The sequence below is a fragment of the Stenotrophomonas sp. YJH_SMC_10 genome (assembly GCF_059371555.1).
In genome coordinates, this window is sequence record NZ_JCAFUS010000019.1 from 30,034 (window position 1) to 43,512 (window position 13,479).

The following is a 13,479-nucleotide window of genomic DNA, read 5'->3' on the forward strand; positions in this document are numbered from 1 at the left end:
GCGTCGGCATTGGCTGAACGCGGATCAGGCGGCGCCCTGCAGCCAGCGCAGCGCGGCCGCAGCGGTATGGAACGAGCCGAAGACCAGGACGCGGTCGCCGCGCCCGGCCTCGGCCAGGACCTGGGCCAGTGCCTGTTCGACGGAACCGGCCAGCTGCGCATCGGCGGCGGCGGTGCCGGCCAGGCGCGCCTGCAGCTGCGCCGCGCTCTGCCCACGCGGGCCGTCCAGGCCGGCCAACGTCCACGCGCCCACGACGTCCTGCAGCGCCTGCACCACGCCCGCCGCGTCCTTGTCCTGCAGCGCGGCGTACACCGCCAGCGTGCGCCCGGCCGACACATCGGCCTTCAATGCGCGTGCCAGCTGACCGGCGGCCTGCGGGTTGTGGCCGACATCGACGCGGATCTGCACACCGTCGCGCTCGAACGCCTGCAGGCGGCCGGAGATCCGCGCCGCCGCGATACCGGCCGCCCACGCCGCACGCGGCACCGGCTTGTCCAGCGCGCGCAGCGCGGCGATGGCGGCACCGGCGTTGGCCAGCTGGATCGGGCCGGCCAGGGCCGGGGTCGGCAGTTCCATGCGCAGGCCGACATCGCGCCAGCGCCAGCGCTGGGCATCGATCGGTTCGTAGAAGTAATCGCTGCCGCCGCGGATCGCATTGGCGCCGACCAGGTAGGCGCGGCGCAGCACGCTCGACGGCGGGTCGGTTTCACCCAGGATCACCGGTTTCCAGCCACGGATGATGCCGGCCTTCTCGGTGCCGATCGCTTCGCGGTCCTCGCCCAGCCACTCGGCATGGTCAATGTCCACGGTGGTGATCACCGCCACGTCGGCGTCGACGATGTTGACCGCATCCAGGCGACCGCCCAGGCCCACTTCCAGCACCGCCAGGTCCAGCCCGGCGTCGGCGAACAGGTGCAGGGCGGCCAGCGTGCCGTACTCGAAATAGGTCAGCGTGGTCTGGCCACGCGCGGCCTCGACCGCATTGAACGCAGCGACCAGCGCCGCATCGTCCACGTCCTGGCCGTCGATGCGCACGCGCTCGTTGTAGCGCAGCAGGTGCGGCGAGGTGTACGCGCCGACCTTCCAGCCAGCGGCGCGTGCAATGGCTTCGATGAAGGCCACGGTCGAGCCCTTGCCGTTGGTGCCACCGACCACGATGGTGCGCTTGGCCGGCGCCCCCAGGCCCATCGCCGTGGCCACGGCGCGCACGCGCTCCAGGCCCATGTCGATGCTCGCCGGATGCTGGCGTTCAATGTAGTCCAGCCAGTCGGCCAGGGTGGTCGGGGTGTTCGTCACGGCAGCGGTTCCAGCAGAAGCAGTTGATGCAGGGGGATGGATCAGAGAGCGCGGTGCTTGGCTTCGCCGAAGAATGGCGTGTGGTGGGCGCAGTCGTTCAGGCGCACCACTTCCAGGCTGTCGAGGTCGGCGCCTTCGAGCAGGTTGAGCGTGGTCGGTGCCTGGCGGAAGGTCCACAGCCGGGAAATCGGCAGCCCCAGCACCTTGCACAGGATCACGCGGTTCACCGCGTCGTGGGCGACCACCAGCAGGGTGTCGTGCTCACCAAGGCCTTCGGTGGCGCGGGCCAGGCCGCGCCAGCTGCGCTCCAGCACCAGGCGCAGCGACTCGCCGCCGGGCATCAGCACGGTATCCGGTTCCTCGCGCCACGCTTTCAGGCGTGAGGGATCCTTCTCATGGATCTCACTGGCCAGCAGCCCTTCCCATTCGCCGTGGGCGATTTCCTGCAGTTCCGGTTCGGTCTGCAGCATCCCGGCACGGGCGGCGCCGAGCGCCAGCTGCGCGGTGCGCTGCGCGCGTGACAGCGGCGAGGCGACGGCACGGGTGATGTCCACCGAGGCCAGGCGCGCGCCGAGGGCCTGGGCCTGGGCTTCGCCGATCGGCGAAAGCGGGATGTCGATCTGGCCCTGGTAGCGGCCTTCGGCGTTCCACGGCGTTTCGCCGTGGCGGGCAAGCAGGATGCGCATGCGTGCAAGGGGTCCTGGGGGAGGAAGTTCCGCGTTTCGTTCACATCCTGTGAAGTGCGCGGAACAGGGATGATACCTGTTCGGCGCGCCGGGCCGGGCCGGGCATGAAAAAACCCCGCGACGTGGGTCGCGGGGTTTCGGAATCGCGGACGGCGCGCCGGGCAGCAGATCCACGCCATGCGCGGATGCACCGCCCGGCAGTGTCTGCAGGCGTTGCCGGCCAGCGACCGGCACTACCTCACTTGGCCAGGTTCAGTTCCTTCAACAGCTGCGGCGCCGGCGCCACTTCCTGCATGATCCACTGCATGTAGCGGCTGTCGACGGCGATCATGCGGGTCATCACCGGGTCGAATACCCAGTTGGAGCTGACCGATTCCCAGTTGCCATCGAAGGCCAGGCCGACCAGCTTGCCGTTGGCATCCAGCACCGGCGAACCCGAGTTGCCGCCGGTGATGTCCAGGTTGGACAGGAAGTTCACCGGCACCGAACCAATGCGCTTGTCTTCCAGGCCGCCGTAACGCTTGGCCTTGACCGCATCGAGCAGCGCCTTCGGCGAATCGAACGGATCTTCACCGGTTTCCTTCGCTGCCACGCCTTCCAGGGTGGTGAACGGGGTGTACTTCACGCCGTCCTTGCCATACCCCATGACGTTGCCGAAGGTGATGCGCAGCGACAGGTTGGCGTCCGGGTAGACGAATTCACCCTGGCTCTTCTTGTAGTCGGCCACGGCCTGCAGGTACAGCGGGCGCGCGGTCAGCGATTCGCCTTCGCGGATCTTCTTCTGCTCTTCTTGCTTCAGCAGTGCCGGCATGACAGCCACAGCGTACTGGATGGCCGGATCGCTGCTGGCTTCAAACGCGGCACGGTCGGCCTTGAACCACTTCAGGCGTGCATCCAGGCTGCCCAGCTCGGTGCCCGACAGTTTGGCCACCAGCGACTTCACCGCAGCGGCATCGCTGCCGGCCAGCCACTTGTTCAGCACTTCATTGTCGCGCTGCGCGGCCGGCAGGGCCACGTACTGCTCCAGCCAGTAGGCCTGCAGCTGCTGGTCCATCTTCGCCACGTAGCGACGGTCCATCTGCTTCAGGCCGCCTTCGATGGTGGTCAGGTCACGTTCCTGGTAACCGGCTTCGCGTTCGGCATCGGGCTTGCTGCGCTCGATCGACAGGCGGTACAGGGTGATCGCTGCGCCCACGGCCGAGGTGTTGTTGAACTGGCCGACGAACAGGTCACGCTCGCGGGTGGCCTTGCTGGTGTCCAGGTGCTTGACCAGCTGCGCGTGTGCGGCCAGCGCCGGCTTGCCGGCCGCGCCCTGCTTCTTCAGCCATGCCAGCACGGCGGCTTCCTCGGCCTGCTTCTGGCCAGCGGCGTCGATGCGCTTGAAGCCTTCCAGCTGGCCCAGGTAGTTCTTGGCCACGTTGTTCATGCTGGCGGCAGTGGCGGCGTACTTCACCTTGACGTCGGCGTCGGCCTTGCCGGCGTCGGCGATCATCTTCAGCACCGCGTTGTAGTGCTTGGCGATGGTCGGGTAGGTGAAGCTGGCGGTCTCGTTGAACTCGCCGGCCAGTGCATAGCGGTTGGTGCGGCCCGGGTAGCCGGCCACCATCACGAAGTCGTCGGCGCCCAGCGGCTGGTCGGCGAACTTCAGGAAGTGCTTAGGCTGGTACGGCACGTTGTCGGCGGCGAAGGCGGCCGGCTTGCCGTCCTTGCCGACGTAGGCGCGGTAGAACGAGAAATCGCCGGTGTGGCGTGGCCACATCCAGTTGTCGACGTCGCCGCCGAACTTGCCGACGCTGCCCGGGGGCGCGTAGACCAGGCGCACGTCCTTGATTTCCATGTTGCGGAACAGGCGGTAGGTGTTGCCGCCGGAGAAGCTGTACAGGCGGCAGCGGAAACCGGCATCGGCTTCACAGGCGGCAACCTGGGCCTTGTCGAAGGCGTCCAGCGCGCGGCTGCGGGCCAGCGGGTCGTTGCCGGCAGCGGCGATGGCGGCCTTGGCCTGGGCGGTGACGTCGGTGATCTGGTCGAGCACGAACACGCGGGCGTTCGGGCCGGCGCTCAGTTCGTCCTTCAGGGTCGGCGCATTGAAGCCGTCCTTGATCAGGTTCTTCTGCGCGGTCGAATTCAGCTGGATGGCGCCATACGCGCAATGGTGGTTGGTGACCACCAGGCCCTGCGGCGAGACGAAGCTGGCGGTGCAGCCGCCGAGGGCGACGACCGCGCCCATCGGGTCGCCGGTCAGGTTGGACAGCTGTTCCGGGGACAGCTTCAGGCCGGCCTTCTGCAGCGGGCCGGCGATTTCCGGCAGCTGCTGCGGCACCCACATGCCTTCAGCGGCATGGGCGACCTGGGCCAGGCCGAGGCTGGCGACGATGGAAAATGCAAGCAGGTTCGAGCGCATGGAGCAGCCCCTGGTAGTGGAACCCTCGATTGTAGCCCGCCGCCCTGCCCCGGCCCGAACCCCGGAAGTCATGGGCCTGCTTCTTGCTCTGCCATGCGCACGTCGGCCGCGCACATGGAATCGTCCTGAGGGGGCGTGGCCACCCTGGCCGGGACCGTTGGCGCCATGGATGGCGCCATCGAGCACCATGGATGGGCTTTTGCGTGTCCCGGCCAGGGTGACCACGCCCCCTCCCCCGGAATCAAGGAGGCGCTGCTGTTTGCGGCACGTTCGAAACGCCCGTCGGCGCACGCCTTTCGTTCCGCCAAAGCACCCGCAGCGCAACATGGGAATTCCGTCCGGCACCCTATAATCCGCGCTTTCCCCCTGATGAGTTCCACCCCGATGGCGCAGCAAACGATGAAGGCCCTGGTCAAGCGCGAAGCAGCCAAGGGCATCTGGCTGGAAGAAGTTCCGGTGCCGACCCCCGGCCCGAACGAGGTCCTGATCAAGCTGGAGAAGACCGCGATCTGCGGTACCGACCTGCACATCTACCTGTGGGACGAATGGAGCCAGCGCACGATCAAGCCGGGCCTGACCATCGGCCACGAGTTCGTCGGCCGCATCGCCGCGCTCGGCTCGGCAGTGACCGGTTATGAGATCGGCCAGCGCGTTTCGGCCGAAGGCCACATCGTGTGCGGCCATTGCCGCAACTGCCGTGGTGGCCGCCCGCACCTGTGCCCGAACACCGTCGGCATCGGTGTCAACGTCAATGGCGCCTTCGCCGAATACATGGTGATGCCGGCCAGCAACCTGTGGCCGATCCCGGACCAGATCCCGTCGGAGCTGGCCGCGTTCTTCGACCCGTATGGCAACGCCGCCCACTGCGCGCTGGAATTCGACGTGATCGGTGAAGACGTGCTGATCACCGGTGCCGGCCCGATCGGCATCATCGCCGCCGGCATCTGCAAGCACATCGGCGCGCGCAACGTGGTGGTGACCGACGTCAACGATTTCCGCCTGAAGCTGGCAGCCGACATGGGCGCCACCCGCGTGGTCAACGTCGCCAACCAGTCGCTGAAGGACGTGATGAAGGAGCTGCACATGGAGGGCTTCGACGTGGGCCTGGAAATGAGCGGCAACCCGCGTGCGTTCAACGACATGCTCGACTGCATGTACCACGGCGGCAAGATCGCCATGCTCGGCATCATGCCCAAGGGCGCCGGCTGCGACTGGGACAAGATCATCTTCAAGGGTCTGACCGTGCAGGGTATCTACGGCCGCAAGATGTACGAGACCTGGTACAAGATGACCCAGCTGGTGCTGTCCGGTTTCCCGCTCGGCAAGGTGATGACCCACCAGCTGTCGATCGACGAGTTCCAGAAGGGCTTCGACCTGATGGAAGAAGGCAAGGCCGGCAAGGTCGTGCTGAGCTGGAATTGATCCTCGGTTCCGCGCACGAATGGTGGGTGCCGAGCTTGCTCGGCACACCATGAAATTGAAAAAGGCGCCCGATGGGCGCCTTTTTCTGGTGTTGCCGGCCAGCGGCCGGCACTACCGGCAACGCCTGCGGCGTTACTTGCCGACGGCCACGGTCAGCAGCACGCGGCTGTGCGCCAGCTTGCCCGAGTTTTCGCGCCCGTTGCTGTCGGTGCCGTAGTAGCCGAGGCCGACATTGAACAGGCCGAACTGGCGGCTGACGCCGACGTTCCAGTCGGTGTAGTCCTTGGCCAGGCCCTTCTCGAAGCTGCTGCGGCCGACGTTGGCACTGAGGGTGAACTCCTGCGGCAGGCCCCACTGGCCGCCGACGCCGTAGTACCAGCCATCGGTGCCGCTGTTCCACTGGTCGTTGGTGTAGGCCACGGTCAGCTTGTAGGTCTCGTCCAGCGTGGTGGTGGTGATCAGCTCGTTGTAGTTCAGGTCGCTGGCACCCAGGTAGGTGTAGCGGTTCAGCAGCACGTCGAAGTTGACGCGCGGAGTGACGTCCACGCCGTAACCGATCTGGTAGTCGATCTCGGTGCTCGGGTCGCCCGGACCGAAGTCCACGCCCGAACCCCATACACCGGCATACAGGCCGACCGGCGAGGTGTAGGTGAAGCCCGCCTGCAGGGTCGGCTTCTCGTCGGTCTGCGACACACCACGGAACAGGTAGTCCGACACCGCAGTGACGTTCCAGCTGTACGGCGATTCGGTCTCCTGGGCACTGGCCGCGAACGGCGCAAGGGTCAGGGCGGCGGCAATGGCGAGGCAGGCATGGGCGTGCTTCATGAGCGTCTCCGGGGGCGGGGGGCGGGAAGGGGGCAGCAGTGAAGCCGATGCCAGACAGGCACGGTTCACGAATATTTAACCATTTGTTACTGCATTGCAACATGTGCCTGCCATGGCGGTGCCCTGCCCGCCGCGGTCGGTGAACCTCGTTGCCCGGTAGAATCGGCGGTTTCCCGTGCAGAGCCGTGCCCACGCCATGACCGACGCCTCCTCCGCCCTGACCCGCCACTATGCCGAGGAACTGGACGCCATCCGCGCCCAGGGCCTGTTCAAGTCCGAGCGGATCATCACCAGCCCGCAGTCGGCCGAGATCACCCTCGATGACGGCCGCCAGGTGCTGAACTTCTGTGCCAACAACTACCTGGGCCTGGCCGACCACCCGGACCTGATCCAGGCCGCCAAGGACGCGCTGGACACCCATGGCTTCGGCATGGCGTCGGTGCGCTTCATCTGCGGCACCCAGGACCTGCACAAGCAGCTGGAAAAGCAGATCGCCGACTTCTTCGGCAAGCAGGACACCATCCTGTACGCGGCCTGCTTTGATGCCAACGGCGGCCTGTTCGAGCCGCTGCTCGGCGAGAACGACGCCATCATTTCCGATGCACTCAACCATGCGTCGATCATCGACGGCGTGCGCCTGTGCAAGGCCAAGCGCTTCCGCTACGCCAACTGCGACATGGCCGACCTGGAAGCCCAGCTGCAGGCCGCCGATGCCGCCGGCTGCAAGACCAAGCTGATCACCACCGACGGCGTGTTCTCGATGGATGGCTTCATCGCGCCGCTGGACGAGATCACCGCACTGGCGAAGAAGTACAACGCGCTGGTGCACATCGACGAATGCCATGCCACCGGCTTCCTCGGTGCCACCGGTCGTGGCTCGGCCGAAGTGAAGGGCGTGCTGGACAGGATCGACATCATCACCGGCACCCTGGGCAAGGCCATGGGCGGCGCACTGGGCGGCTTCACCTGCGCCAGTGCCGAGGTGATCGAACTGCTGCGCCAGCGCTCGCGCCCGTACCTGTTCTCCAACTCGCTGCCGCCGCACGTGGTGGCTGCCGGCATCAAGGCGTTCGAAATGCTGGCGGCCGCCGACGACCTGCGCAGCACGCTGGCCGACAACACCGCCTACTTCCGCGAGAAGATGACCGCCGCCGGCTTCGACGTGAAGCCGGGCGTGCATCCGATCAGCCCGGTCATGCTGTACGACGCACCGCTGGCGCAGAAGTTCGCCGAGCGCCTGCTCGAGGAAGGCATCTACGCGATCGGCTTCTTCTTCCCGGTGGTGCCCAAGGGACAGGCCCGCATCCGGACCCAGATCAGCGCCGCGCACAGCCGCGAGCACCTGGATCGCGCGATCGATGCGTTCACCCGCATTGGTGTCGAGCTGGGCGTGATCAAGGGCTGATCACGCCGGGGCCGGGTCTCTTTCCACAGGAAAGGGCCCTGGCCCCATCACCCCACCCCAGGCGTCACTTCTTTTTCTTCTTGCCCTTCGGCTCGTCCTTGCTGGCCACCACCACCGGCTTGGCGGCGGCGTCCTGGCCGTTGCCCTTGGCGACGCGGATGCCGTTGGCCTTCATCCAGGCATCGAACTCATCGGCGGTCATCTTCTTGTCGCCGTTGCTCATCAGGAAGCGGTAGCTGCCGCGACCATCCAGCTCCGGGGTCTTCACTTCCACCACCGGGGTTTCGGCCGGCGTTTCCGCCTTGGCCACCTTCTTGTGGCCACCGCAGGCGGTCAGCAGCACCATCGGCAGCAGCAGGCCTGCGCAGCGCAGGGTTTGATTGAGGGTCGGGTGGTACATGGGCAGGCTCCGTTCGGGAAATTCAGCAACCAGGCGCCCCCTACGCCTGGAACGGTGGCCGGCAGCTGCCGGCCGCGGGCGGTGATCAGCCCGGTGCAGCGGCCCCCAGCCGCTGCTGGTCGCTGACCTCCAGCACCCGCCACTGGCCCTTGCCGAGATCGCCGAGCAGCAGCCCACCGATCGCGACCCGGACCAGGCGCAGCACCTGCAGGTCGAAAGCCGCGAACAGGCGGCGGATATGGCGGTTGCGGCCCTCGTCGAGGACCACCTCCAGCCATGCGGTCTTGTCGCCACGGCGCAGCACGTGCACGGCGCGGGCAGCGAGGAACTCGCCCTCGTCCTCCACCCCGGCCTGCAATGCCGCCAGGGTGGCGGCATCGGGCAGGCCATCCACCTGCACGTGGTAGGTCTTGTCCGGCCCGGTCTGCGGGTCGGTCAGGCGCGCGGCCCACTGCGGATCGTTGCTGAACAGCAGCAACCCTTCGCTGGCCTTGTCCAGGCGCCCGACCGGTGCGATCCAGGGCAGGCCGGCGCCATCAAAACAGCGGTACACCGTGTCACGGCCACGCTCGTCCTGCGCCGTGGTCACGACCCCGCGCGGCTTGTTGAGCATCAGGTACAGGCGCTGCGGCGCAGCCATCGGCTGGCCATCGACCTCGATCGGCGGCGCAGGCTGTCCGATCGGGAACTCGGGATCACGCACGACGCGGCCGGACACGCGCACCCGGCCTTCGGCGATCCAGCGCGCGGCCTCGCTGCGCGAGCACACGCCGGCCTTGGACAGCACGCGCGCCAGGCCATGACGCGCACCGCTGGATACGTTCGGCGCCGCACGCCCACGCGGTGCGTGGGAGCGGGCGGCGGGGGTGGCAGGTGGGCGGCGCGTGCGCAAGCCTCTGCTCCCCGCGGCGCTTACTTCTTGTCGACCGGCTTGGTCTCAGCCGGTGCTTCGGCCGCAGCCGGAGTGGCGGCCGGGGCCGGGCGCGCCTTGACCACGCGCACGCCGCGCGCCTTCATCCAGGCGTCGAATTCTTCGGCGGTCATGCGCTTGCCGTTCTGGCTCATGTCGAAGCGCCACGGCGTATTGTCGAACTCGGTCTGCGGCTTGTAGGCCGCCGGATCGTTCGGCTTCACCGCTGGCGCGCTCGGGATGGCCTTGGCGATGTTCTGGCAGCCATCGATGCGCAGGCGCTGCAGCACCTGGTCCAGCGACTGCGACGGGTCGTAGTTGCTGCTCAGCACGCCGGCCGGCATGCCCAGCTGGTTGCCACGGATGTACAGCTCGTCGGCCACCGGCGCGATGGTCGTGGCCGGCAACGGCAGCGGCGAGGCGCTGGTGTTGACCGAGCAATCAACCGCGGCGTGGGCGGCGGGAACCAGGGCCAGCGCCAGAACGGCGGCCGATGCAGAGCGCAGCATGAGGGGCATCCACGGAAGGAAGTGACGCGGCGAGTTTAGCAATGCCGCGTCAGCTTTCAAGCGCCACTTTCAATGAATACGGCAACTCATTGGATTTACGGGCAAAATCCCGACGAACGGCTATTGCCCGCCCGCCCCAGGCCGGTTTCCCGGCGGCAGAAACAACAAGACCCGGCCGAAGCCGGGTCCTGCTGTGTCCTACTGGCAGAGCGTCAGAACTTAGTTCTGGACGTTCAGCTCGGTACGACGGTTCTTGGCGCGACCTTCCGGGTTGTCCGAACCATCCGGGTTGGTGTTCGGAGCAATCGGACGGCTCTCGCCGTAGCCGATCGGGCCGACCAGGCGACCGGCGTCGACGCCGTTCTTGGTCAGGTAGTTGTACACGGCGGTGGCGCGACGCTCCGACAGCTTCTGGTTGTAAGCGTCGGTACCCTTCGAGTCGGTGTGACCGGCAACTTCAACGCGCAGATCCGGGTAACGCTTCAGGATCTCGGTGGCTTCGCTCAGGATCGCCACGGCGTCCGGACGCAGGTTCGACTTGTCGAAGTCGAAGTTGACGCCCTTCAGGTCGATGGAGACCGGAACCGGGCAACCGTCCGGACCGATGGTCTGACCCGGCTGCGAGTTCGGGCACTTGTCGTCGCAGTTGTTGACGCCGTCACCGTCGTCATCCAGGTCGGCGCAGCTCGGGGCAACCGGAGCCGGAGCCGGAGCAGCCGCGACCGGAGCCGGGCCCAGCGGGATCACGACGCCGACCGAAGCCAGCACGTCGCCGAACCAGCTTTCGTCGCGTGCAGCGACGCTCTGGTCGTCGAAGTCAGCGCGGTAGGCCACTTCGGCGCGGACAGCCACGCGCTTCTCGAAGGTGGTCTGCAGGCCGACGCCCAGCTTGGCGGCCAGGTTGCCGTCCTTACGCTGGCGCGGACCGTTGTTGTCGATCGCAGCGTACTCTTCTTCCGACTTCTGGTAGCCCAGGCCACCGACGATGTACGGGTTCCAGCCGCGGCCTTCCTTGATGAAGTGGCGACGCAGGTCCAGCGAGACGCCGTACTGCGACCAGTTCAGGTCCTGGTTGCTGTCGAAGTTCGGGTTCTGGTAGTTCAGCTCACCGTCCAGCGACCAGTTCGGGCTGATGAACTTACCCAGGCCCAGGGTCACGAACGGAGCGTCATTGGTCAGACGGTCGCTGTCCTGGAAGTTGAAGCCGGCCGAACCGGTCAGGTACCAGCGGTCATCGAACTCCTGCGCCGAAGCTGCCTGGGCGAAAGCCAGGCCGCCCAGCAGCGCGGCAGTAAGGATCTTCTTGTTCATTGAGTACAGCTCCTATTTCGGGGGTATGAAACCGGTAGAGGCATGGGCCAGCACTAGTGCATCGATGTACGACAGCCGATTCAGCACGCCACCGCCGCGAACATTATGCTCAGGCGGGTGAAGGCCATGTTAACAGTCCCGTAACATGTGAAGTGTTGCGCCCGACCGGCCACCGGTCCGACGTTGAAACCCTATACAGGATGATGAAAATCCGCAAGACCCACGCACTGCAAGGGTTTGACGGGGTTTAAGTGTCGAATGCGACATATTGCGCAACGCGCCGCATCACACGGTTCAGCGCGTTTGCGGAAACGTGAGGAACCTTATGATGGGATCACGAACCCAGCCGGAGCCGTGATGAAAGCCGTCGCCCTGAGTCGTGAATACGCCCCTGCCCTGCGTGATGTCCTGCTGCCACCGCCGCTGCCTCCACGCGGCCGGGACCTGCTGGTCCGGATCGAAGCGGTCTCGGTCAACCCGGTCGACGCCAAGCAGCGGGCCGCCACCGATCCGGCAGCGCTGGAGACGCCGCGGGTGCTCGGCTGGGACGCCGCCGGCGTGGTTGAAGCCATCGGCGATGAGGCCAGCCTGTTTGCCTCCGGCGACGAGGTCTACTTTGCCGGCGACGTCACCCGCCCGGGCTGCAATGCGCAGTACCAATGGGTGGACGAACGGCTGGTCGCCCGCAAGCCGACCACGCTCGATTTCGCCGAAGCCGCCGCGCTGCCCCTGACCACGCTGACCGCGTGGGAGCTGCTGTTCCAGCGCATGCCCCTGCATCTGGACGACCGCCGCCATGGCGGCCAGCACCTGCTGGTGATCGGCGGTGCGGGCGGCGTGGGCTCGATGGCGATCCAGCTCGCCCGCCACGCCGGTTTCGAGGTGATCGCCACGGCTTCGCGCGACGCTTCGATCGAGTGGTGCCGGCAGATGGGGGCCACGCACGTGATCGACCATCGGCAGCCACTGCAACCCCAGTTGCAGGCGCTGGGCATCGCTGCGGTGCAGGTTGCGCTGAATCTGGCCGACACCGACCACTACTGGGACGAGCTGGGCCAGCTGCTGGCACCGCAGGGTCATGTCGGACTGATCGTGGAGCCGCGTGGCGCGCTGCGCATCGGCGATCCGTACAAGGCCAAGTGCATCGGCATCCACTGGGAATTCATGTTCGCGCGCTCGCGCTTTGCCACCGCCGACCGTATCGAACAGCACCGCATCCTCAGCCGCGCCGCCAGCATGATCGATGCCGGCCAGCTGCGCGGCACGCTCAGTGAGACGCTGGGCACGATCAACGCAGCCAACCTGGACATCGCGCATCAGCGCCTGGCCAGCGGGCACACGGTGGGCAAGCTGGCGCTGGTCGGCTGGGACGACTGACGCGGTGATGTAGAGCCGGGCCCACGCTCGGCTGCTGTGCCTGCCGCCACCCGCAGAGCACGGGCTCGGACCTGCACAACCGCCCGCATGCAGGTTCGGCGCCGCCTGTAGCGCCGGATTGGCTTGAATCTGTATCTATGGCATCAAGGAAATCAGGGATACGGTGGGAACAGATTCCCCCTCCCCCGAGCCCGCCATGCCCACCGCCCTGCCCCTGCGCCTGCTGCAACTGATCACTGGCCTGTTCCTGTACGGCTTCGGTGCTTCGCTGATGATCCGCGCCGCGATCGGCGTGGCACCCTGGGATGTCCTGTCGCAGGGCATCGCTGCGCAGACCCCACTGTCGTTCGGCCTGGCGACCAACGTGATCGGCGCGCTGGTGCTGCTGCTGTGGTGGCCGCTGCGCCAGAAGCCGGGCGTGGGCACCGTGCTCAACGTGATGCTGATCGGTCCCTCTGCGCAGTTCGGGCTGTGGCTGCTGCCGCCGGCCGTCGGCCTTGGCTGGCAGCTGGCGATGTTCTGCGCGGGCATGCTGCTGGTGGCCCTGGCCACCGGCCTGTACATCGGCGCCCGCCTCGGCCCGGGTCCACGCGATGGCCTGATGACCGGCCTGCATGCCCGCACCGGCTGGCCGATCTGGAAGGTGCGCAGTTTGATTGAAGGCAGCGTCCTGCTGCTGGGCTGGTGGCTGGGCGGCAACGTCGGCCTCGGCACCCTCGCCTTCGCCCTGCTGATCGGCCCGCTGTGCGGGGTGACCCTGGGCTGGTTCGGGATCGGTCGCCCCGCTCCGGTCGTGCCGGCCGCTGCCCGGCAACCGCAATCACCCTGAGCTGCCCCGTATGCCGGCCAGCGGCCGGCACGACCGCCCCCGGAGTTCGGGGGCAGCGCCGCAGGCGCCATCCAGCAACCCTTGCCCCGGCCGCCGTTTCGCGGCACG

General features: G+C 67.1%; 12 protein-coding genes. 4 read left to right on the plus strand and 8 right to left on the minus strand.

The genetic code is table 11. The features are described 5' to 3' along the window. Positions 1-24 precede the first annotated feature (24 nt). The 3 genes from folC to AC5P9C_RS18675 form a co-directional block, all read right to left on the minus strand. Entirely contained in the window at positions 25-1,296 is a 1,272-nt protein-coding gene (gene folC, locus AC5P9C_RS18665) for a bifunctional tetrahydrofolate synthase/dihydrofolate synthase (RefSeq protein ID WP_414615300.1), read from the minus strand. Positions 1,297-1,337: 41 nt separating this feature from the next. After that, positions 1,338-1,982, minus strand: a complete 645-nt coding sequence (locus AC5P9C_RS18670) for a histidine phosphatase family protein (protein WP_049465896.1) — start codon at positions 1,980-1,982, stop codon at positions 1,338-1,340. Between the two features lie 238 nt (positions 1,983-2,220). After that, positions 2,221-4,383 carry a S46 family peptidase gene (locus AC5P9C_RS18675; protein WP_053462263.1) on the minus strand — a complete coding sequence of 721 codons (2,163 nt, stop codon included), beginning with the start codon at positions 4,381-4,383 and terminating at the stop codon, positions 2,221-2,223. Positions 4,384-4,782: 399 nt separating this feature from the next. On the opposite strand from AC5P9C_RS18675, the gene tdh reads away from it, so the two are divergent. Continuing rightward, positions 4,783-5,805, plus strand: coding sequence for an L-threonine 3-dehydrogenase (gene tdh / locus AC5P9C_RS18680; protein WP_049468340.1), 1,023 nt, complete (start codon positions 4,783-4,785; stop codon positions 5,803-5,805). Positions 5,806-5,937: 132 nt separating this feature from the next. Here tdh and AC5P9C_RS18685 read toward each other — a convergent pair whose 3' ends face one another. Next, complete coding sequence (locus AC5P9C_RS18685; protein WP_049468338.1) at positions 5,938-6,630, minus strand: TorF family putative porin; 693 nt, start codon at positions 6,628-6,630, stop codon at positions 5,938-5,940. A gap of 196 nt (positions 6,631-6,826) precedes the next feature. Here AC5P9C_RS18685 and kbl point away from each other — a divergent pair, with 196 nt between their 5' ends. Then, on the plus strand, positions 6,827-8,035 hold the full coding sequence (kbl, locus tag AC5P9C_RS18690) for a glycine C-acetyltransferase (RefSeq protein WP_049468337.1): 1,209 nt from the start codon (positions 6,827-6,829) through the stop codon (positions 8,033-8,035). A gap of 64 nt (positions 8,036-8,099) precedes the next feature. Here the strand turns inward: kbl and AC5P9C_RS18695 are convergent, their stop codons facing one another. The 4 genes from AC5P9C_RS18695 to AC5P9C_RS18710 all read right to left on the minus strand — a co-directional run bounded on the left by AC5P9C_RS18695 (position 8,100) and on the right by AC5P9C_RS18710 (position 11,165). Beyond that, entirely contained in the window at positions 8,100-8,435 is a 336-nt protein-coding gene (locus AC5P9C_RS18695) for a hypothetical protein (protein ID WP_005412356.1), read from the minus strand. A gap of 85 nt (positions 8,436-8,520) precedes the next feature. Beyond that, entirely contained in the window at positions 8,521-9,327 is an 807-nt protein-coding gene (locus AC5P9C_RS18700) for a pseudouridine synthase (RefSeq protein ID WP_206149893.1), read from the minus strand. Positions 9,328-9,347: 20 nt separating this feature from the next. After that, entirely contained in the window at positions 9,348-9,854 is a 507-nt protein-coding gene (locus tag AC5P9C_RS18705; protein WP_049468334.1) for a hypothetical protein, read from the minus strand. Positions 9,855-10,073: 219 nt separating this feature from the next. After that, entirely contained in the window at positions 10,074-11,165 is a 1,092-nt protein-coding gene (locus AC5P9C_RS18710) for an OmpA family protein (protein WP_049468332.1), read from the minus strand. Positions 11,166-11,522: 357 nt separating this feature from the next. On the opposite strand from AC5P9C_RS18710, the gene AC5P9C_RS18715 reads away from it, so the two are divergent. Both AC5P9C_RS18715 and yczE read left to right on the plus strand, forming a co-directional pair. Further along, a complete protein-coding gene (locus tag AC5P9C_RS18715; protein WP_329851590.1) occupies positions 11,523-12,542 on the plus strand; it encodes a zinc-binding alcohol dehydrogenase family protein in 1,020 nt (339 codons plus the stop codon). A gap of 196 nt (positions 12,543-12,738) precedes the next feature. Continuing rightward, a complete protein-coding gene (yczE, locus tag AC5P9C_RS18720) occupies positions 12,739-13,371 on the plus strand; it encodes a membrane protein YczE (RefSeq protein WP_064237731.1) in 633 nt (210 codons plus the stop codon). The last annotated feature ends 108 nt before the right edge of the window (positions 13,372-13,479 follow it).